Origin of the sequence: Nocardia sp. NPDC058114 (genome assembly GCF_042884695.1) — a bacterium.
Classification (GTDB): Bacteria; Actinomycetota; Actinomycetes; order Mycobacteriales; family Mycobacteriaceae; genus Nocardia.
In genome coordinates this window covers 39,995-58,353 of record NZ_JBHVTK010000005.1, presented here as the reverse complement: position 1 = coordinate 58,353, position 18,359 = coordinate 39,995, and the positions used below count along the sequence as shown (strand labels likewise).

24 protein-coding genes are annotated in these 18,359 nt (G+C 67.9%); 14 read left to right on the top strand and 10 right to left on the bottom strand.

The window, feature by feature from the left end; translation table 11 throughout:
* Positions 1–29: 29 nt before the first annotated feature.
* From ACFVVI_RS19740 to ACFVVI_RS19725, 4 genes are all read left to right on the top strand, one after another.
* The gene (locus tag ACFVVI_RS19740; RefSeq protein WP_378990727.1) at positions 30–353 is read left to right on the top strand and encodes an antibiotic biosynthesis monooxygenase family protein; all 324 of its coding nucleotides are present in this window, start codon (positions 30–32) and stop codon (positions 351–353) included.
* 226 nt (positions 354–579) lie between these two features.
* Positions 580–780, top strand: a complete 201-nt coding sequence (locus tag ACFVVI_RS19735; protein WP_019044677.1) for a CbtB-domain containing protein — start codon at positions 580–582, stop codon at positions 778–780.
* Positions 771–1,556 (top strand): CbtA family protein, encoded by a 786-nt coding sequence (locus ACFVVI_RS19730; RefSeq protein ID WP_378990728.1) that lies wholly within the window; start codon positions 771–773, stop codon positions 1,554–1,556. The genes ACFVVI_RS19735 and ACFVVI_RS19730 overlap by 10 nt, the downstream gene beginning before the upstream one ends.
* A gap of 36 nt (positions 1,557–1,592) precedes the next feature.
* Complete coding sequence (locus tag ACFVVI_RS19725; protein ID WP_387446210.1) at positions 1,593–2,045, top strand: hypothetical protein; 453 nt, start codon at positions 1,593–1,595, stop codon at positions 2,043–2,045.
* 13 nt (positions 2,046–2,058) lie between these two features.
* On the opposite strand, the gene ACFVVI_RS19720 is transcribed toward ACFVVI_RS19725, so the two are convergent.
* From ACFVVI_RS19720 to ACFVVI_RS19705, 4 genes are read right to left on the bottom strand one after another with little or no spacing between them, the layout of a single operon-like run.
* Entirely contained in the window at positions 2,059–2,496 is a 438-nt protein-coding gene (locus ACFVVI_RS19720) for an OsmC family peroxiredoxin (protein ID WP_378990730.1), read from the bottom strand.
* 56 nt (positions 2,497–2,552) lie between these two features.
* Positions 2,553–2,999: an SRPBCC domain-containing protein gene (locus tag ACFVVI_RS19715; RefSeq protein WP_378990732.1), complete on the bottom strand. Its 447-nt coding sequence runs from the start codon at positions 2,997–2,999 to the stop codon at positions 2,553–2,555.
* Positions 3,000–3,054: 55 nt separating this feature from the next.
* Positions 3,055–3,375 (bottom strand): DMT family transporter, encoded by a 321-nt coding sequence (locus ACFVVI_RS19710; RefSeq protein ID WP_378631554.1) that lies wholly within the window; start codon positions 3,373–3,375, stop codon positions 3,055–3,057.
* Positions 3,372–4,025, bottom strand: coding sequence for an FMN-dependent NADH-azoreductase (locus tag ACFVVI_RS19705; protein WP_387446209.1), 654 nt, complete (start codon positions 4,023–4,025; stop codon positions 3,372–3,374). Before ACFVVI_RS19705 ends, ACFVVI_RS19710 begins: the two co-directional genes overlap by 4 nt.
* 104 nt (positions 4,026–4,129) lie before the next feature.
* Between ACFVVI_RS19705 and ACFVVI_RS19700 the strand changes: the two genes are divergently transcribed.
* Together ACFVVI_RS19700 and ACFVVI_RS19695 are read left to right on the top strand one after the other, a co-directional pair.
* Positions 4,130–4,735: a TetR/AcrR family transcriptional regulator gene (locus ACFVVI_RS19700; protein WP_379312587.1), complete on the top strand. Its 606-nt coding sequence runs from the start codon at positions 4,130–4,132 to the stop codon at positions 4,733–4,735.
* A gap of 53 nt (positions 4,736–4,788) precedes the next feature.
* On the top strand, positions 4,789–5,265 hold the full coding sequence (locus ACFVVI_RS19695; protein WP_387446208.1) for a DUF4240 domain-containing protein: 477 nt from the start codon (positions 4,789–4,791) through the stop codon (positions 5,263–5,265).
* 72 nt (positions 5,266–5,337) lie between these two features.
* Here the strand turns inward: ACFVVI_RS19695 and ACFVVI_RS19690 are convergent, their stop codons facing one another.
* Complete coding sequence (locus ACFVVI_RS19690; protein ID WP_387446207.1) at positions 5,338–6,198, bottom strand: ABC transporter permease; 861 nt, start codon at positions 6,196–6,198, stop codon at positions 5,338–5,340.
* On the bottom strand, positions 6,195–7,094 hold the full coding sequence (locus ACFVVI_RS19685; RefSeq protein ID WP_387446205.1) for an ABC transporter ATP-binding protein: 900 nt from the start codon (positions 7,092–7,094) through the stop codon (positions 6,195–6,197). Before ACFVVI_RS19685 ends, ACFVVI_RS19690 begins: the two co-directional genes overlap by 4 nt.
* 146 nt (positions 7,095–7,240) lie before the next feature.
* Between ACFVVI_RS19685 and ACFVVI_RS19680 the strand changes: the two genes are divergently transcribed.
* The 4 genes from ACFVVI_RS19680 to ACFVVI_RS19665 are packed head-to-tail and all read left to right on the top strand — an operon-like array spanning position 7,241 to position 9,853.
* Entirely contained in the window at positions 7,241–8,521 is a 1,281-nt protein-coding gene (locus ACFVVI_RS19680; protein ID WP_387446204.1) for a sensor histidine kinase, read from the top strand.
* Positions 8,518–9,213 carry a response regulator gene (locus tag ACFVVI_RS19675; protein ID WP_378990742.1) on the top strand — a complete coding sequence of 232 codons (696 nt, stop codon included), beginning with the start codon at positions 8,518–8,520 and terminating at the stop codon, positions 9,211–9,213. The genes ACFVVI_RS19680 and ACFVVI_RS19675 overlap by 4 nt, the downstream gene beginning before the upstream one ends.
* Positions 9,214–9,223: 10 nt before the next feature.
* Complete coding sequence (locus tag ACFVVI_RS19670; RefSeq protein WP_378990809.1) at positions 9,224–9,535, top strand: type II toxin-antitoxin system RelE/ParE family toxin; 312 nt, start codon at positions 9,224–9,226, stop codon at positions 9,533–9,535.
* A gap of 6 nt (positions 9,536–9,541) precedes the next feature.
* Positions 9,542–9,853, top strand: a complete 312-nt coding sequence (locus ACFVVI_RS19665) for a helix-turn-helix domain-containing protein (RefSeq protein WP_387446203.1) — start codon at positions 9,542–9,544, stop codon at positions 9,851–9,853.
* Positions 9,854–9,855: 2 nt separating this feature from the next.
* Here the strand turns inward: ACFVVI_RS19665 and ACFVVI_RS19660 are convergent, their stop codons facing one another.
* Positions 9,856–10,503: a VWA domain-containing protein gene (locus ACFVVI_RS19660; RefSeq protein ID WP_378990743.1), complete on the bottom strand. Its 648-nt coding sequence runs from the start codon at positions 10,501–10,503 to the stop codon at positions 9,856–9,858.
* 160 nt (positions 10,504–10,663) lie between these two features.
* Between ACFVVI_RS19660 and ACFVVI_RS19655 the strand changes: the two genes are divergently transcribed.
* Positions 10,664–11,122 (top strand): YfbM family protein, encoded by a 459-nt coding sequence (locus ACFVVI_RS19655; protein ID WP_387446202.1) that lies wholly within the window; start codon positions 10,664–10,666, stop codon positions 11,120–11,122.
* 150 nt (positions 11,123–11,272) lie between these two features.
* Entirely contained in the window at positions 11,273–12,454 is a 1,182-nt protein-coding gene (locus tag ACFVVI_RS19650; RefSeq protein WP_387446201.1) for an MFS transporter, read from the top strand.
* On the opposite strand, the gene ACFVVI_RS19645 is transcribed toward ACFVVI_RS19650, so the two are convergent.
* Positions 12,435–13,283, bottom strand: coding sequence for a helix-turn-helix domain-containing protein (locus ACFVVI_RS19645; RefSeq protein ID WP_378990747.1), 849 nt, complete (start codon positions 13,281–13,283; stop codon positions 12,435–12,437). The genes ACFVVI_RS19650 and ACFVVI_RS19645 overlap by 20 nt on opposite strands.
* Before the next feature lie 129 nt (positions 13,284–13,412).
* On the opposite strand from ACFVVI_RS19645, the gene ACFVVI_RS19640 reads away from it, so the two are divergent.
* Both ACFVVI_RS19640 and ACFVVI_RS19635 read left to right on the top strand, forming a co-directional pair.
* Positions 13,413–13,676 carry an SHOCT domain-containing protein gene (locus tag ACFVVI_RS19640; RefSeq protein WP_378990748.1) on the top strand — a complete coding sequence of 88 codons (264 nt, stop codon included), beginning with the start codon at positions 13,413–13,415 and terminating at the stop codon, positions 13,674–13,676.
* Between the two features lie 2 nt (positions 13,677–13,678).
* A complete protein-coding gene (locus ACFVVI_RS19635) occupies positions 13,679–14,470 on the top strand; it encodes an LLM class flavin-dependent oxidoreductase (protein ID WP_387446200.1) in 792 nt (263 codons plus the stop codon).
* A gap of 75 nt (positions 14,471–14,545) precedes the next feature.
* On the opposite strand, the gene ACFVVI_RS19630 is transcribed toward ACFVVI_RS19635, so the two are convergent.
* Together ACFVVI_RS19630 and ACFVVI_RS19625 are read right to left on the bottom strand one after the other, a co-directional pair.
* Complete coding sequence (locus tag ACFVVI_RS19630) at positions 14,546–17,113, bottom strand: ATP-dependent Clp protease ATP-binding subunit (protein WP_378990750.1); 2,568 nt, start codon at positions 17,111–17,113, stop codon at positions 14,546–14,548.
* Positions 17,114–17,387: 274 nt separating this feature from the next.
* On the bottom strand, positions 17,388–18,317 hold the full coding sequence (locus tag ACFVVI_RS19625; RefSeq protein ID WP_387446199.1) for a lipase family alpha/beta hydrolase: 930 nt from the start codon (positions 18,315–18,317) through the stop codon (positions 17,388–17,390).
* Between the last annotated feature and the right edge of the window lie 42 nt (positions 18,318–18,359).

The window sequence follows — 18,359 nt, the reverse complement described above, 5'->3', positions numbered from 1 at the left end:
CGGCGCCGGTCGGCAGCGATACTGTCCGCATGGCTGTTGTGAAGATCAATGCGATCGAAGTTCCCGAGGGCGCGGGCCCCGAGCTGGAGAAGCGGTTCGCCGCGCGTGCGGGAGCGGTGGAGAACTCCCCCGGTTTCCTCGGGTTCCAGTTGCTGCGTCCCGTGGCCGGTGACAACCGGTATTTCGTAGTGACGCAATGGGATTCGGAGGATTCGTTCGCCGCGTGGCGTGACGGTCCGGCCCGTGCCGCGCACGCCGGGAACGGTGGCGACGGCGAGCGTCCCAAGCCGGTGTCGACGGGCGCCTCGCTGCTCGAGTTCGAGGTCGTCCTCGACGTGCCGGCGAAGGGCTGACAGCGGCGTTTCCGCTGGACATGCGGTTGCGTGTATTGACGTGGGTGGCTCGCGGCTGTCACAGTTCGAGGGAACATCCGCGAGGGTGCGCGGTAATTCCGGTGTGAGTCCGGAGCGGTCGCGCCACTGTATCCAAGTACCGGGTCCCCGGTGCCGGAGAGCCAGACACCGGCACCTTCGCACCACACTTCAACCGTGGGACGCGTATCCCTAGAGGAGGACCCGAATGGCTATCGCGCATTCACCCAGCCGGTCTACCGGTCTCGACACCCTCGCAACCGTGCTCGTCACGGTCGGTGTCGTCCTGCTAGCACTGCTCGCCCTGTACCTGGTCGGTTTCGACCAGGGGGCCGTCTCGCGTAGCGGGATGTTCCTGCACGAGCTGATGCACGACGGACGTCACCTGCTGGGTGTTCCGTGCCACTGATCGGATCACTCAAGACCCTGCTGTTGCGTGGCCTGCTGGCCGGCTTGATCGCCGGCCTGCTGGCCGCGACAGTGGGCTACTTCGTCGGCGAGCCCCAGGTGGACGCCGCGATCGCTATCGAAGAGGCCGCGGCCGCTCCGGCCGAGCACGGCCACGAAGCCGCGGAGCCGCAGGGCCACTCCCACGGCGACGAGGAAGAACCGCTGGTCAGCCGGCCGGGTCAGAAGGCGGGACAGTTCCTCGCGCTGGGCTTGGCCGGCATGGCGTTCGGCGCGTTGTTCGCGTCGGCGGTGAACGTGGCTCGCCGGTTCACGAACCTGTCGGGGCCCCAATTGTCGCTGACCTCGGCGGTTCTCGCGTGGGCGGCGATCGTCGCGGTGCCGTTCTTCAAGTATCCGGCCAACCCGCCCGCGGTGGGCGATCCGGACACCATCAACGAGCGCACCTGGCTGTGGGTCGCGGCCGTCGTGCTCGGCCTGCTGGCCGTCGCGGCCGCTGTCGCGGCCTACCGTGCGCTCGCCGCGTCGGACACGCTGCGACTCATCGCCGGGGTGGGCGCGTTCGTCGTGGTCACCACGGTCGGTTACGTGCTGCTGCCCGGCGTGAACGAGGTGGCCGACGACTTCCCCGCCACCCTCCTGTGGAACTTCCGGGTGGCTTCGCTGGCCGAAACCACCACGCTGTGGGTGAGTTTGGGGCTGGCGTTCGCCGCACTCACGGAATTCGCCTCGCGGCGTAGCACTCCGGTAGTGGACAAGGTTCCTACCGCAGGGTGATCCTCGCGAGCAGCTGAGAACGGCAGTGTCGGTGTCATGACCGGCACTGCCTTTCTTGTTTCCAGCACTCGCCCTCGCGCCGTGAATGTCGCCTTCGGCGGGCTCGTCACCGCGCTCGCCGCCGGGGCCGCCGAGGGCGTGTTGCGCGCCGTGCGTGGTGGCGATGAATTCGGCGCCACCGCAACGGGTCTGCTACCCCGGCTCGCCATCTACCTGGCCGTCGCCGGGGTGGCCCTGTACATGCTGAACGGCAGCCGGGTGGCCCGTGCGCTGCTGACCGTCGGCATCGGCGTAGTGGGCCTGGTCTCGCTGATCATCGAGCCGCTGGCCGTGGTGTTGTCGACCGACGACTACGCGACCCTGTTCGACGGCATGTCCCCCAGCTCGACCGTGCTGGCAGGTTGCCGGACCGTGCACATCCTGGCCGTCGTCATCGCGATCCCGGCCATGTACACCCCCGCCGCGCACCGCTGGTTCACCCAGCGGTGACGGCGAGCGCCGCTCAGGCCAGTGCCGCGTCCAGCTCGATCTCGGCCACCCCGGTGAGGGCCTTGCTGACCGGGCAACCGTTCTTGGCCGCGAGGGCAGCCGCGGCGAACCCGTCGGCATCCAGCCCCGAGGCACGACCGCGCACCGTGAGCTTGATCTTGCTGATCCGGAAGCCACCGGCCGGGTCGGGCGCGAGGGTGACATCGGCATCGACGTCGAGGCTTTCCGGCGTCCCACCGGCATTGGCGATCTCCGCCGAGAGCGCCATCGAATAGCACGACGAATGCGCCGCCGCGATCAGCTCCTCCGGGCTGGTGCCCTCGGCCGTGTCGGCCGCCCGGCGGGGAAAGCTCACATCGAACTTGCCCACACCCGAGCTGGCCAGTTCGACCTGCCCGGACCCGTCCTGCAGTCCGCCTGACCAGAGTGTGCGTGCGCTGCGAGTCGGCATCGCAATCCTTTCGGTTCGAGTTGTATTGCGTGGCGATGACGAACCTACTCGGGTACTCAGACGGTGGCGCTGGTGATTTCGTCGAGACGCTCGAGTTTGTCCGGCCAGACCTGCTGGTGTAGGTCCCGGATCGCCGCGGTGGGGAAACCGGAGTGGCGCAGACGCAGGCGGATACCGCGTGGTTGTTTGAGGAACTCGGCGGCGACCACTGTTTCCACGCCGTCGGTGGCGGCGGTGACCCAGGTGAATTCGATCCGCCGATTCGGCTCGAGCAGCAGAATGCGGCCGTAATGGGGGTTGCGCTTTTCGGGCGAGCCGGTGTCGAAGTAGAGGGGCTCGTTGACGGCGGGGCGCATCAGCACCGATCCGGGAACGGCCAGCCATAAATCCAAGCCTTGGGTCCAGGCCGCGTAGAGCAGGCTGGGCTGGGCTTTCATCACGCGCTCGACCGTGAGCTCATGTGGCCGCGTGGACAGGTCCGGGGGGCGAACTGGCTGGTCCATCAGCCGACCTTACCGGTCATGACCGGCCGATCCTCGCATCGGGTGTACGACAGAGTTACTCAGGATTCGTCACCCGCGCGAGCACGATGCCGCCGAGGATCAGCGACAGCGCCAGCGCGCGGCCCGCGCTCAGCGGATCCTTGTGCACGAGCACACCGAGACCGATCGCGCCGAGCGCGCCGATTCCGGTGAAAACCGCGTAGGCGGTGCCCACCGGAAGGGTCTGCATGGCGCGCGAGAGCAGATAGACGGCGAGCGAGCCGAGCGCGACGCAGAGCAGGGTCGGACCGAGTCTGGTGAAATTCTCGGTCGGTTTGATGGTCTGCGACCACACGATTTCGACGAGCCCGGCCAGGCCGAGCACTATCCAGCTCATCGCACGTAATCCTTTGCCAGCGAACGCACTTCGGCCCGCGCGGCGGCGAGCGAGGCTTCGTGCGCGGCGCGCAGATGGGCCAGGTTCGGATCCTGCACGGCATTGGCCAGTTCGGCGTTGACGAAAACCGTGTCGGTGACAGCGAAGTGGCCGGCGAAGAAGTCGCGCAGAAAGCGCTCCTGGTAGTCGAACGCCGCTTTGGGCGCACCGGGCGAGTACGCACCGCCACGGGCGGTCACCACGACGAACCTGCGTTCCCCCAGCGACATTCGGGGAAAGGTGACCTGGTCGAGCCATGCCTTGAGAGCGGCGGGGACGGAGTAGTTGTACATCGGTGTGCCGATCAGGATCACGTCGGCGGCCAGCACCTGCGCCAGCAGCGGTTCGGCCACCCGCCATGCGGCCTTCGCCGCGGGAGTGACGGCGAGTTCCGGGAGCCGGTCGAGGTCGGTGGCCCCGGCGGCGAGGACGGCGTCACACAGTTCGGTCCAGCCCTCGTCGATGAACGGCGTCGGCTCGGCGGCTAGGTCGCGGTAGGTGTAGGTGCCGCCGGGCTCGGCGTCGCGCCAGGCCCGGACGAATTCGGCGCCCAGCGTGCGGCTGAGGGAGTTCGTCCGGGCGCTGGCGTCGAGGTGCAGCAGGTGAGTCATGACATCTTCCTAACTGGACATGCTGTCCACTTGTCGATTTCTCGACGATAGAACACAAGTGGACATGTTGTCCAGATATTCGTTGCGGGGCTACAGTCGTACCCATGGAGCCACGATCCGACCTGATCACCGGCTTGGCGCTCGACGCGCAGCCACCCACCGAACGCACCGACGCGGCCCGCAATCGTGCGAAAGTCCTGGCGGCGGCGGCCGGCCTCTTCGCCACTCGCGACCCACGCACGATCACCATGGACGACATCGCCAAGGCCGCGGGCGTGGGCCGCGGCACCCTCTACCGCCGCTACCCCGACCGCAACGCGATCGCCGTCGCCCTCCTCGACGAGCACGAACGCGCCCTCCAGGAACAACTCCTGCGCGGCGCACCCCCGCTCGGCCCCGGCGCTCCCCCGGCCGATCGCCTGGCCGCCTTCTACGCGGCGATGGTCGAATTGCTCACCGCCCACGCCCATCTGGTGCTCGGCGCGGAGACCGGCGGCGCCCGCTTCGCCACCGGCGCCTACGGGTTCTGGTCGGTGCACGTACGGTCGCTGCTGGTCGAAGCCGCTGTGCCACAGCCGGATTCGCTGGTCGATACGGTCCTCGCGCCACTCGCCGCCGAGGTCTACCTCCAGCAACGCGAACGCGGCTTGTCGCCCGAGCAGATCACCGCGGGTCTGTCCGCCCTCGCCCAGCGTCTCCTGCGTGCCTGACCGATGACCTCGAACCCCGCTCCATGTCGGACCCGAGCAGTACCGTCCGGCAGGTGACGAGCACCCCCGAAGACATCTCCCGATTCTGGAATCTGATCGCGTCGGCCTGGACGGCCACCGGTACCGATCCGTCCACGGCCCTGCGGACGGCAGCAGGCGACCTCGACAGCCGACTCGATGCCTTCCTCGCCCAGTTGAACACCCTGTCAACAGATTTCAGCAGCGCGGAACTGACCGCGCTCGACCGCGTCGCCGAACGCGCGCTCTACGACATCGACCGCGCCGACCTCCAGGCGATCACCGACGGCTCCGACGACGGCTTCCTCTATGCCCGCGGATTCATCGTGGCCATGGGCCGCGACTACTACGACGCCGTCAGCTCCGACCCCGAGGCCGCGACCACCGACGCCGAATGCGAGCAGATGTGCTATTTCTTCGCCCACCTGCACAACGAGCGCTTCGGCGCCTTCCCCGACACGGGCTCGGGCATCTCCCGCGAAACGGCGTCCAACCCGGTCGGCTGGTCCTGACCTGACGCGCAGGTAGCGGCCGTCCGTGTCGGACTGCCGCTACCTGGTGCCGGGTTCGATGATCGCAGCGCGTCAGGTGAGATCGCGGCGGGTCATCAACCAGATGGTGCCACCGGCGAAGGCCATCACATACCCGGCCAGCAGAGCGAAAGATTCACCGCGGGTGAGGATGTCGAGAACTCCAGGGTTGGCCGGTCCCTCCACGGTGCGCATCGCCCCGGCCAGCGAGCCCGCGGCCGTACCGGGGAGCACGTTGGTGACAGCTTCGATCGGGCCGAAGATCCCCGCCACACCGCGAAGCAGGTTCTCCACCACCAGGACCCAGACCAGGCCGAGGCCGACTGCGAGGGCGGGACCACGAGCGATGGCGCCGATGAGCGCTCCCGCGAGCATCCACATACCGAGAATCGCGGTACCGGTGACGATTCCGATCAGTGAGTCGTCGAGCGACGGCATCGTCACCGGCTGGGATTCGCCGACTGCGATCACGGAGGCGATGCCGACATCGACGGCGAAGGCCACCAGGACAAGCGCGAGGACCACTACCAGCAGCGTCAACAGCAGTCCCCCCACGGCCGCGGCTCGGCTCGGGCCCTGGGTGAACACGGTTTTCCACGTGCCCCAGCCATATCCGCTGCCCACCGCGAGAGCGCCGAGGATCAGCACCAACGCGCCGCCGAACATCGACATGCCCTGCGTGAACACCTCGGGCACAGCGGCGGGCATGAGTTGGCCGAGCAGGACATCGCGAGGCAGGCCGTCCGACATCGCACCGCTCTCGCCCGAGGTGTAGGCGAGGTAGTTGAAGAGGTAGGCGAAGGTCAGGTTGAGCAGGATCCAGGTACCGAGGACGATCCAGAAGGCGGGCCAGCGGCTCAGCCGTAGCGCCTCCGCACGGATACTCGCGGTGAGATCCCTTGTCATGGCGTTCATTTCGCTACCTCCACAGCCGTCATCTCGAAGAACACTTCTTCCAGCGATTTCTCGTCCACCCGCAGTTCGAGCAGGTCCGCGCCTGCCGTCACGACGGCTCGCGCCACCTCAGGGGCCAGCGCGGCGCTCGTGTCGACCCTGATGCCGTCCGCGCCCGCTCGAGCGGGGGCATCGGTGACGGCGCGGACGGCGTCCAGAGCCACGTCCACGGGCTCGGCACGCACCAGCAGTGTCGCGGTGCCGCGCAATTCGGCCACCGTAGATTCCGCCAGCAGGCGACCACCGGAGATCACCCCGACGCGGTGGCAGATCTCCTGCACCTCGGCGAGCTGGTGGCTCGACAGCAGCACAGTGTGTCCGTCGGCCGCGAGATCGGTGATGAGCGTGCGCATTTCGGCCAGGCCCGCCGGGTCGAGGCCGTTGGTGGGTTCATCGAGGATGAGCAGGTCCGGGTCGCCGAGCATGGCCGCGCCGACACCGAGACGCTGTTTCATTCCGAGCGAATAGGTCCGGAAGCGGTCGCCTGCCCGGTCGGCCAGGCCGACGCGTTCCAATGCCTTCTCGACCTCGGCATTGCCGTGGCCGCGATAGCGGGCCGATACTCGCAGGTTGTCGCGGCCGGAGAGGTACGGGTAGAAGCCGGGGCCCTCGATGAGGACGCCGATTCGGCGCAGCACCGCCGGATCGCCCGGCGACAGGCCCCGCACGGTCGCGGTGCCCGCGCTGGGCCGGATGAGACCGGCCAGCATGCGCAACGTGGTGGTTTTGCCCGCGCCGTTGGGCCCCAGGAATCCGTAGATCTCCCCGGCCGCGACCCGCATGCTCACCGCGTCCACCGCGAGGTGCTCGCCATAGCGTTTGGTCAACTCGGTGGTGACCACGATCGATTCGTTCATGGGAATCAGAATCCGCGCTCGAGGGGTCCCGGGACATCCGTCGCGCGGCGTGCACGGCGCTACGCCGCGCGGCCTACGCGGCTTCCCGCGGGAAATACGTGCGCAGGCCGACGCGGTGGGTGGGCGCACACAATAGGGTTGGGCACGTGGGAGCGTCTGCGAAGTGGGAGCGTGGCTCAGTCGTTCAGGACTGGGGCCTGGCAGTGGTGGTCGCGGTGATCCAGCTGGCCGGTAGTTCCGGTGCGAATTCGCATCAAACCGGGGTGCGGTCGCTGGACGCGTTCGCGTATCTGCTGCTGCTCGCCGGGCCGGTGGCGCTCGGTTTCCGGCGGGCAGTGCCCGAAGCGGTGCTGGCGGTGTCGCTGATCGCCACGGTGACCTATGTCCTGCGCGACTACGGGTACGGGCCGATCTTCCTGTCGCTGGTGATCGCGTTCCTCTCGGCCGCCGTCACCGGATCGCGATGGCGCACCTACCCGGTGGTCGCGATCGGGTATCTGACGATGGTGTGGCCGCTACCCGCCCTGCTCGGGCGGCACTCCGACGCGTGGCAGATATTCGGCCTGCTGGCCTGGATGGGCGTGCTGGTCGCGATCGCGGAGGGCGTGCGGCAGCGGCGCGCGGTGGTGCTGGCGCGCGAGCAGCGGGCCGAGGCGGCACAACGCGACGAGCAAGCGCAGCAGGCCAGGGCGGCCTCCGAGGAGCGGTTGGCGATCGCGCGGGAACTGCACGATGTACTGGCACACAGTCTTTCGCTGATCAACGTGCAGTCGTCGGTGGCGCTGGAGTTGTTCGATCGCAAGCCGCAGCAGGCGGCCGCGGCGCTGGCGACCATCAAGACGACCTCGAAAGAGGCACTGACCGAGGTACACACGCTGCTGCACGCGATTCGCAGTGGCGCGGCGGTGGTGCCGGAGTACCCGGAACATGCTCCCGTCGTCGATGATTCACCCCCTCCGCCGCGTCCCGCGCCGCGTGCGCCTGCACCGACCCTCGACGACCTCGACACCCTGCTCGAGCGCACCCGCGCGACCGGGCTCGACGTCGATACCAAGATCATCGGTACGCCGAAGAAGCTGCCGAGCGTGATCGATGTGGCCGCGGCCAGAATCGTGCAGGAATCGCTGACCAACGTGGTGCGCCACGCGCCCGGCGCGACAGCTCTGATCACCCTGCGATACACCCCGGAATCGGTCGACATCACCGTCGACAACACCCGGCCGACCGGGACCGCTGTCCGAACCGGCATCGGCGGCAACGGGATCATCGGGATGCGCGAGCGCGCGCACGCGCTCGGCGGGGCGCTCACCGCGGGGCCGCGACCGTCCGGCGGGTTCCGGGTGGCGGCCCGATTGCCCGCTCGACCAGCGACTTCGACCGCATCCGCGCGATCGTCGGATTCACCGGGCAGGCAGGCGGGCGCATGACCGAACTGCCGCCGACCGGTGCGGGGCCCACCAAGATCCGGCTTCTCGTCGCCGACGATCAAGCGCTGGTGCGCGGCGGTTTCGTCGCGCTGCTGGACGCCCAGGACGACATCGAAGTCATCGGCGAGGCCGAAAACGGCGAGCAAGCCGTCCGGATGACCCGAGCCCTCGTCCCCGACGTGGTGCTGATGGACATCCGCATGCCGATCCTCGACGGCCTCGCCGCCACCCGCATGATCGCCGACGACCCCCAGCTCGCGGCGGTCCGCGTCGTCGTCCTCACTACCTTCGAACTCGACGAATACGTCTTCGAGGCGATCCGCGCGGGCGCCGCGGGCTTCCTGGTCAAACACACCGAGCCCGCCGACCTGCTCCGCGCTGTCCGCGTCGTCGCCGCGGGCGACGCGCTCCTGTCCCCCGGCGTCACCCGCCGCCTCCTCGCCGAATTCTCCACCCACGCCAAACAACCACCCCCCGCCGCCTTCGCCGAACTCACCGACCGCGAACGCGAGGTGATGACCCTGGTGGCCGAAGGCCTCACCAACGCCGAAATCGGCGCCCGCCTCTACATGTCCCCCGCCACCGCCCGCACCCACGTCAGCCGAATCCTCACCAAACTAGCCGCCCGAGACCGCACCCAACTCGTAGTCCTCGCCTACGAATCAGGCCTGGTCCGCCCAGGCTGGCAGTAGCGCCCGATGGCTGCGCTCACTGACTACACGCGAGTACGGCCAGGTAGACGTGTATGTGGGCATGCTTGCCGAGCGTGCGACCACCCTGACCGAACCGTGGTCGCGCAATCTTGGCGATGGGGTACGTGAACTCCGCTTTCACCTTCACCCGCGAGAAATGCGAATCACCTACTGGCTCGCTCCGGGTCGTCGCATCGTGCTGCTGACAGTTTTCCGCAAGACTCGCATGCGGGAGACCGACGAGGTGGCGCGAGCCAAGGCACTACGCAAGGTATGCGAATCGGAACATGGTTGTGCCCACACAGATTTCGACAGGAGGTAACCGATCATGAATGAGCACCCATCGATGGACGACCTGCGCCGTGAACGGATGAGCAGCCCTGGGTTCGACGCGGGCGAGTACGAGGCCGGGCGGGCCGAGGCGATTCTGGCGATCGAGCTGGCCGAAGCCATTCGCGAACGGCGGCTCGAACTCGGGCTGACACAGACACAGCTGGCCGAACGGGCCGGGCTGCGTCAGCCCGAGGTCTCACGGATCGAATCCGGGGGCGGGACACCGACAATCGGCATGCTCGAACGTTTGGCGTATGCGCTCGAGGTTCGGTTCGTCGCTCGGTTCGAGAAGGTCGACGCGGCGTAGGACTACTCGCCCTGGTCGGCTTGTCGGCGTTCGGAGTCGGAGAAGCGGGCGCGGCGGGCGGCGCCCGCGGGGGCGGCTTGGGCTCGGGCGGAGTAGGCGGAGAGGGCGTCGAAGGCGCCTCGGACGCCGCCGGCGACCGGGGCGTAGGTGATGGCCGAGCCGGGGTCGAATCCGAGGTTGGAGCCTACTTCGACGGCGTCCATGTTGGCGCCGAGGAAGACGAAGGTCCAGTTGTACACGTCTTGCTGCTGGGTGATGAGGGACTTCACGGCGGCGTGGGTCCATTCGCGGCTGGAATTCTCGTGGCCGTCGGTGAGAACGACGACGATCACGGTGCCGGGACGCTCGTGTTCGGGGCGCTCGGCCAGCTCGCTGCCCACGCTGGTGACGAGCTTGCCGAGCGCGTCGTAGAGCGCGGTCCCGCCACGCGGCTGCAAGCTCGGCGCAGGCACCTGAGCCAGCGGCACATTCGCGTAGACCACGTCATAGGTGGTGTCGAACTGCGCGAGCGTGACCTCGATCGTCTTCGGCACACTGCGCTGCTGTTCGAAATAGGCGGCCAACCCACCTTCGGTATCGGCCTTGATCGTCTGCATCGACCCCGAACGGTCGAGCAGAACGGCGATCAGCGTGCGGTCGGAATCAGTCATGTGTGCGAACACCCCCGTGTCGGTCGGATAAGCAATTCCCACCGTACGCCGCGAAACAGGACCGTCTGACCGGCGAAAAGAAGACCCCAAGGTATCGCCAAGGCACGATTCCTACCTTCACCACGGTCCGACTACTCCGCCTGAAAGGCGCCTCCTTTCCGTGAGCATCATTTTCGTCTTCACCCGTATCACTCCCTCCGATGCCATCCGGGTCACTGCCGAGCCGGACGCCGCGTGGGACCTCATCGAAACGCCTCGATCCGCGGGCGAACCATCCGGCGACCTCGACCAGGCCTGGGACGGCCTGCGCTGCCTGTTCTCCGCCGCAGCAGTCGATTTCGACCTACTCGGCGGCGATGAGCCGAGCACCCGCCAGGACTGCCTGCGTGTGTGGTCGGCAACCGAGGTGTCCGCGGCGGCACGGGTCCTCTCCGCCACTCCCTTCGACCGACTGGCCGAGCATTTCTCCCCGGAGTTGATGGACGAAGAGGGCGCGGGCCCGGACATCTGGGACGGCGACGAAGCACTCGACTACCTGCGCGAGGCCTACGAGGATCTCCAGGCGTTCTTCACGCACGCGGCCGCGACGAATTCCGCGGCGATGGGCCAATTCGCATAGCCTGCCCGAGCTCATTGCCCAGATCCGCCGATCACGCGGCCGATCCGGTGGCGCAGTAGCAGCGCAACGTTGGCGTTCAGGTCGATCGCCGTGGCGTTTGGGTCGCGTGACGGGGATATTCCGGCTGTTGCATCAGGCATGATCAAGACATTGACGACGAGCCCTGCGGCATCGGAAGTTTCGCGCCGCGCCACGTGGCCCGCCCTGCTCACCATGTTCCTCGGCAGCTTCACGCTGGTGACCGCGGAGTTCCTGCCGCCGGGCGTGCTCACCGCACTCGCGAATGATCTCGGAGTGCCCGAAGGGGTTGTCGGACTGTCGGTGAGCGCGACGGCGCTGACCGCGCTGGTGGCCGCGCTCGGATCGGGCGCGCTGTTCCCCCGCCTGGATCGGCGCACCCTGCTGATCTGGCTGACCGTCGGCGCGGCGGTGTCGAACGTGGTGGTCGCCCTCGCGCCGAACATCGTGTTGTTGCTGATCGCGCGCCTGCTGCTCGGCCTGGCTGTCGGCGGCTACTGGTCGATGGCGCTGGTGATCGCCGCGAAGCTCGTCCCGGCCGAACGGCTCGGCAAGGGGATGATGATCGTGAACGCGGGAACCACGGTCGCGACGGTGGCCGGAGTGCCGCTCGGCGTGCTGCTGAGCACCTACGCCGGGTGGCGGACGACCTTCCTGATCGTGGCCGCGCTGACCGCCGCCACCGCCGTCGCGGTGCGGCTGATGCTGCCGCCGATCGCGCCGAGCACGGGCATCGGGTTCGCCGCACTCGGCAACGCCCTACGGTCCCCGGGCGTGACGCTCGGGCTGGTCAGCATGGTCGCCGTCGTCGGCGGGCACTTCGCCGGATACACCTATATCCGCCCGGCCCTGGCCGAACTGCTCGGTGCGGGCCCGGCGGTGATCCCGGTGCTGCTCGCCCTGTTCGGCGTCGGTGGTCTGCTCGGCAACTTCGTCCTCGGCGCACTCGCCGACCGCCACCTCGGCGCCCTGCTGGTGGCGGTGCCGGCAGCCGTCGGCCTGTCACTGCTCGCGATCATCGCCTCCGCGGCGTTCGCCCCACTCGCCTACCTGGCCGTGGTGGTGTGGGGCGCCGCGTTCGGCGGCATTCTCAATCTCGTGCAGGTGTGGGTATCGCGGGTGCTGCCCGATCGCATGGAAGCGGGCAGCGGACTGATCGTCGCCGGTTTCCAGCTGGCGATCATCCTCGGCTCGGCGATCGGCGGCCGCGGCGTGGACAGCATCGGCCTGGCCCCGACCTACGCGCTCGGTGCCGTCGCCGCGGTCCTCGGCGGGGTCCTGATCCGGCACTCACTCACCCGAGCGGCGCACTGACCTCAGTCGATGCCCGGGCCGCCCGCCGCCACTGCGACGGCGTGCGGCCCGTCTGCCGCCGGAACGCCCGCCCGAACGCCGTCTCCGAGCGATAGCCGAGCCTGCGGGCCACCGTGCCGACCGGCACCGCGTGGTCGACCAACAGCAGTTGCGCCCGCTCGATCCGCAGTTTCGTCAGGTACCGGCCCGGCGTGAGGCCGGTCGCCGCCTGAAACCGGGCGGCGAACCCGGATCGCGAGGCCAGCGCGATCTTTGCCAGCCCTTCAACTGTCCACTCCTGCCCCGGGTCGGCATGCATCGCGGCCACGGCCTGCGCCACCCCGGGCTCGTTCACCTTCAGCAGCCACCGTGGTGGCGCGCAACCACGGGCATGCCAGGACTCGATCGCCATCGAAGTGAGCAAGGTGGCCACCCGGTCGCCCTGGACGCCGAACGGGTCAGGGCACTGTTGGACCAGGTGACGAAACATGGTCGCGGCCAAAGGCGTGTGGTCGACGAAACCGGTCAGCAGCAGCCGTTGTGGCAGCGCGGTCATGGCACTGCCGGTCCCGACGGGTTCCAGGCGCACCCGCAGCACCCGGCCCTCCGACAGCGCGTTGATCGCGAATCGTTCGGTGCCGGGCACGAACAGAAAATCCCCGCTCGCCAGGTCTTCTGCCGTGCTGAGCCCTTCGACCCGGACCAGCCCGTCCAGCACCACCAGCGCGCTCGGCTCGGTCATGAACTCCCACTGGCCCGCCGTCAGTGCGAACTCGTCGCGCCCAGCGAAGCGCCACTGCACACCGGCCAGCACATCGTCGAGGCTGTGCGCACCATCGGTCTGCGTCACGTGCACCCCTCCTGATGGAACTCCGATGCACTGCACGGTACCGGTCGACGGGTTGTACGCGCGGTGACGTACGCCGGATCGGGTCTCGCGGCCGATGTCGTCGGTCGTTCGGGCGAGCAGGGTTGAGACATGAACATTGTCGACAGCGCGACGACGCTGACCCTGCTGGCCGACCACTACGACGGAGGGTGGCATCCATGGCCGTTCTTCTGGATCTTCCCGGTGATCTTCTGGATCACCGTGATCGCACTGGTGTTCTTCGCCCGCCGCCGCTGCGCGGGACGCGGCGGCGCGGTGGGCGCGCTGCGCGAAGGTTTCGCTCGCGGCGAGATCACCGAGGCCGAATACCGCGGCAGGCTCGCGGTATTGAGCGAACCGCGCGGGAAGAAGTAGCGATGCGATTCGGAATCGTGCTCATGCCGCGGTCCGGGGCGGAGTGGACACAGGCGGTGACCGGGGCGCAGGCACAGGGGTACCGCACGCTGATGCTGCCGGACACGCTGTACACGCCGTCCCCGCTCATCGCCCTGGCAGCAGCCGCCGCCGTGACGGAGAACCTGCGATTGCGGCCCAATGTCCTGGCCGCGCCCTTCCGCTCCGCCGCTACGACTGTTCGGGAAACGGCGGCACTGCAACTGCTTTCGGACGGCCGATTCGAACTCGGGATCGGCACCGGCCGACCGGACGCGCGAACGGAGGCCGAAAGACTCGGCATGCCATGGGGTTCGGCGGGTGAACGACGAAACCAGCTGATCGACACCATCACCTCGGTGCGCGCCCAGGTGGACCCGTCACCACCGGTGGTCATCGCGGCGAGCGGGCCTCGAATGCTCACCACCGCGGCGCGATACGCCGACCGCATTCTGCTGGCGGCGGCACCGGACGCGACCGAAGACGACCTCGCCGAGATGGTCGGCATCGTCACCGCCCACACCGACCGCGAGATCCGATTCACCCTCCAACTGGTCGGCATCGGCGACCAGCTCCCCAACTGGCTGAGCACCCGCCTCGGCCACACCCCCGAAAAACTCCGCGCCGCGGGGGCCGCCGGACATCTCCCCAGCGATCCACAGGCTGCGGTGAAAATCCTCGAGTCCCGCAGCGAGCGTTACGGAATCGACGAGCTGATCGTCCCGGGCGAGCTGGCCACCGCCTTCGCCCCGGTTCTCGAACGCGCACGTCAGTAGACGATGCGCTGCTGATCCGCGACGCGAAAAGCCCGCCCTCTGATACAGAGGGCGGGCTTTCGGTTCAGCTGGTTACTACTCGCCGGAGGCGGCGGCCTCGGGCGCGGTGCCCTCGGCTGCGCCGGTGAGAACCACCTCGGGCTTGTCGTCGGTCGCGGAGCCCTTGGTCAGCTTCGTCTTACCTTCGAAGGTGAACTTAGCGTCCTCGCCGAGACCCTCGCCGTTCCAGCCTTCGACGTCGACCAGAATGGTCTGGCCCGCGCCGATCTCGCCGAAGAGGATCTTCTCCGAGAGCTGGTCCTCGATCTCGCGCTGGATCGTGCGACGCAGCGGACGAGCGCCGAGGACCGGATCGAAGCCGCGCTTGGCGAGCAGGCTCTTGGCCTGTTCGGTCAGCTCCATCGCCATGTCCTTGTTCTTCAGCTGCACCGAGACGCGGGCGATCATCAGGTCCACCATCTGCACGATCTGTTCGCTCGTGAGCTGGTGGAAGACGATCACGTCGTCGATGCGGTTGAGGAACTCGGGGCGGAAGTGCTTCTTCAGCTCGTCGTTGACCTTGAGCTTCATCCGCTCGTAGTTCGAGCCCTCGGCGTTGGACTGGGTGAAGCCGAGGCCGACAGCCTTGGAGATGTCGGAGGTGCCCAGGTTCGAGGTGAAGATCAGCACGGTGTTCTTGAAGTCGACCGTACGACCCTGACCGTCGGTGAGACGGCCGTCCTCGAGCACCTGCAGGAGCGTGTTGTAGATCTCCTGGTGCGCCTTCTCGATCTCGTCGAACAGCACCACCGAGAACGGCTTGCGACGCACCTTCTCGGTGAGCTGGCCGCCCTCCTCGTAGCCCACGTACCCGGGAGGGGCACCGAACAGACGAGAAGCGGTGAAGCGGTCGTGGAACTCGCCCATGTCGATCTGGATGAGCGCGTCGTCGTCGCCGAACAGGAAGTTCGCCAGCGACTTGGCGAGCTCGGTCTTACCGACACCAGAGGGGCCGGCGAAGATGAACGAGCCCGACGGACGCTTGGGGTCCTTCAGACCGGCGCGAGTGCGGCGGATCGCCTTGGAGACGGCCTTGACGGCATCCTCCTGGCCGATGATCCGCTTGTGCAGCTCGTCTTCCATCCGGAGCAGACGGGTGGTCTCCTCCTCGGTGAGCTTGAAGACGGGGATGCCGGTCCAGTTGGCCAGCACCTCCGCGATCTGCTCGTCGTCGACCTCGGCCACGACGTCCAGATCACCGGAACGCCACTGCTTCTCGCGCTCGGCACGCTTGGCGACGAGCTGCTTCTCCTTGTCGCGCAGACGCGCGGCCTTCTCGAAGTCCTGCGCGTCGATAGCGCTTTCCTTCTCCCGGCGCGCATCGGCGATCTTGTCGTCGAAGTCGCGCAGGTCCGGCGGAGCGGTCATCCGGCGGATGCGCATGCGCGCGCCCGCTTCGTCGATCAGGTCGATCGCCTTGTCCGGCAGGAACCGGTCGTTGATGTAGCGGTCGGCCAGGGTGGCGGCGGCGACGAGCGCGCTGTCGGTGATGGAGACCCGGTGGTGCGCCTCGTAGCGGTCGCGCAGACCCTTGAGGATGTTGATGGTGTGCTCGACGGTCGGCTCGCCCACCTGCACCGGCTGGAAACGGCGTTCCAGCGCGGCGTCCTTCTCGATGTACTTGCGGTACTCGTCGAGGGTGGTGGCACCGATGGTCTGCAGCTCGCCACGGGCCAGCTTCGGCTTCAGGATCGAGGCCGCGTCGATGGCGCCTTCGGCAGCACCCGCGCCGACGAGCGTGTGCAGCTCGTCGATGAACAGGATGATGTCGCCGCGGGTGTTGATCTCCTTGAGCACCTTCTTGAGGCGCTCTTCGAAGTCACCGCGGTAGCGGCTGCCCGCGACCAGGGAGCCCAGGTCGAGGGTGTAGAGCTGCTTGTCCTTGAGGGTCTCGGGGACCTCGCCGTTGACGATGGCCTGTGCCAGGCCCTCGACGACCGCGGTCTTACCGACACCGGGCTCGCCGATCAGCACCGGGTTGTTCTTGGTGCGGCGCGAGAGCACCTGCATCACGCGCTCGATTTCCTTCGAGCGCCCGATGACGGGATCGAGCTTGCCTTCCAGGGCCGCCTGAGTGAGGTTGCGACCGAACTGGTCGAGCACCAGCGACGTGGACGGGGTGCCCGCCTCGCCGCGCGGACCGGCGCCCTCGACGGGCTCCTTGCCCTGGTACCCGGACAGCAGCTGGATGACCTGCTGACGGACACGGTTGAGGTCGGCGCCGAGCTTGACCAGCACCTGGGCCGCGACGCCCTCGCCCTCGCGGATGAGGCCGAGCAGGATGTGCTCGGTACCGATGTAGTTGTGGCCGAGCTGCAGCGCTTCGCGCAGGCTCAGCTCCAGCACCTTCTTGGCACGCGGGGTGAAGGGGATGTGACCGGACGGCGCCTGCTGGCCCTGCCCGATGATCTCCTCGACCTGGCTGCGCACACCCTCCAGCGAGATGCCAAGGGACTCCAGCGACTTCGCCGCCACGCCCTCGCCCTCGTGGATCAACCCAAGCAGGATGTGCTCGGTGCCGATGTAGTTGTGGTTGAGCATCCGGGCCTCTTCTTGGGCCAGGACAACGACACGCCTCGCGCGGTCGGTGAACCTCTCGAACATCGCTCCCTCACTCTCCTGCTCCGACATTCTGGCAACAGACGCCGCAGTATGCTCGATACAACCTAGGGCGTCGGACCGACAACTTTCGCCGTCAGCCTGCCATGAAGCCCGGGGGTTGCGGCCCCCGCCATCCACTCTAGTTGGCAGGGGATTCCGCCGCCGCCGGTCCACCCTAATGGGGACCGGCGACAACATGGTCACTCACTGACAACGCGCACGTCGCAGCATTCGTTTCCACCTCAGTTTTGCCTACAGCGAAATCGCGCCGCGCGGCTCAACCGGTGAAGGGTGGGACGAATTCGCACGCGACCGCGGCCTGCCGGGCGGGATCGAGGGCGTTGAGGACATGACCTGCCGCGCGCGGGCTGCCCGCGATGGCCAGGTGTTCGGAGTAGTCCTGCGCGCACCCGTCCTGCACCACGATCGAGGTGGCGTTCGGGCCGGGGACCAGGCCCGATGTATGCGGAACGACCAGTTCGTCGAAGGCGGAGACGATATTGGTGTAGGTGACCCGTGCGTCGTACACACCGTCGGCGTTGAGCGCGGTCATGAAGGGCGAGCCGGTGAACATCTGCCCGCAGGCCTGGCACAGCGACGAGCTGACCGCGTCGAAGGCCGGACCAGCGCCGAGCGCCCGGCTGAAGCGGGCGATGTCGGCCGCGCCGAACGCATTGGTACCGAGCCACGGCGGCGCGATCCCGACCAGCTTGCCGACCTTGTCTGCGCCGCCCAACCGCTTGAGGTAGTAGTTGCCGACGATATTGCCCTGCGAATGGGCGATCAGGTCGACGCGCTCGGCGCCGGTGCGGGCCAGCACGCTGTCGACGAAGGCCGAGACCTCGGCGGCGCTCTGCTCGATCGGACGCATGCCGCCGATCGCCGAGACGGGCCAGGGAAGGGCGTAGGCGCCGTAGGTGAGGGAAAAGACGCAGTAGCCCTCGTTGGCCAGCACGGGGGCATATACACCCCAGTTCGTCTGCCCTCCGCCGCCGGTGCCGTGCAGCAGGACCACCGGGTCGGGATGCTCGGGCGAGGGGACGCAGCCCGGATCGTTCGCGCCGGGTAGCGAGCCGCCCGGGTTGGTGAGCTCCGGCGCAATGCCCGCGAAGAAGTTGTAGTCGACCGGAAGGGGCTGGGCCGACGCGGTGGCGGGCAGGCAGGCGAACAGGGCCGCGGCCAGCACCAGAAGCGAACAACGTCGCATGAACGACTCCTCACTAGAACGTGTTCCACTCATCATGGAACA

Excerpts from the sequence above, each read along its gene's own strand:
- ACFVVI_RS19640 (WP_378990748.1), top strand. The coding sequence starts at position 13,413 with ATGAACATTGTCGACAGCGCGACGACGCTGACCCTGCTGGCCGACCAC.
- ACFVVI_RS19625 (WP_387446199.1), bottom strand. The coding sequence starts at position 18,317 with ATGCGACGTTGTTCGCTTCTGGTGCTGGCCGCGGCCCTGTTCGCCTGC.
- ACFVVI_RS19725 (WP_387446210.1), top strand. The coding sequence starts at position 1,593 with ATGACCGGCACTGCCTTTCTTGTTTCCAGCACTCGCCCTCGCGCCGTG.
- ACFVVI_RS19665 (WP_387446203.1), top strand. The coding sequence starts at position 9,542 with ATGAATGAGCACCCATCGATGGACGACCTGCGCCGTGAACGGATGAGC.
- ACFVVI_RS19705 (WP_387446209.1), bottom strand. The coding sequence starts at position 4,025 with ATGACTCACCTGCTGCACCTCGACGCCAGCGCCCGGACGAACTCCCTC.
- ACFVVI_RS19715 (WP_378990732.1), bottom strand. The coding sequence starts at position 2,999 with ATGGACCAGCCAGTTCGCCCCCCGGACCTGTCCACGCGGCCACATGAG.
- ACFVVI_RS19675 (WP_378990742.1), top strand. The coding sequence starts at position 8,518 with ATGACCGAACTGCCGCCGACCGGTGCGGGGCCCACCAAGATCCGGCTT.
- ACFVVI_RS19635 (WP_387446200.1), top strand. The coding sequence starts at position 13,679 with ATGCGATTCGGAATCGTGCTCATGCCGCGGTCCGGGGCGGAGTGGACA.
- ACFVVI_RS19690 (WP_387446207.1), bottom strand. The coding sequence starts at position 6,198 with ATGAACGCCATGACAAGGGATCTCACCGCGAGTATCCGTGCGGAGGCG.
- ACFVVI_RS19700 (WP_379312587.1), top strand. The coding sequence starts at position 4,130 with ATGGAGCCACGATCCGACCTGATCACCGGCTTGGCGCTCGACGCGCAG.
- ACFVVI_RS19685 (WP_387446205.1), bottom strand. The coding sequence starts at position 7,094 with ATGAACGAATCGATCGTGGTCACCACCGAGTTGACCAAACGCTATGGC.
- ACFVVI_RS19660 (WP_378990743.1), bottom strand. The coding sequence starts at position 10,503 with ATGACTGATTCCGACCGCACGCTGATCGCCGTTCTGCTCGACCGTTCG.
- ACFVVI_RS19630 (WP_378990750.1), bottom strand. The coding sequence starts at position 17,113 with ATGTTCGAGAGGTTCACCGACCGCGCGAGGCGTGTCGTTGTCCTGGCC.
- ACFVVI_RS19740 (WP_378990727.1), top strand. The coding sequence starts at position 30 with ATGGCTGTTGTGAAGATCAATGCGATCGAAGTTCCCGAGGGCGCGGGC.
- ACFVVI_RS19720 (WP_378990730.1), bottom strand. The coding sequence starts at position 2,496 with ATGCCGACTCGCAGCGCACGCACACTCTGGTCAGGCGGACTGCAGGAC.
- ACFVVI_RS19735 (WP_019044677.1), top strand. The coding sequence starts at position 580 with ATGGCTATCGCGCATTCACCCAGCCGGTCTACCGGTCTCGACACCCTC.
- ACFVVI_RS19710 (WP_378631554.1), bottom strand. The coding sequence starts at position 3,375 with ATGAGCTGGATAGTGCTCGGCCTGGCCGGGCTCGTCGAAATCGTGTGG.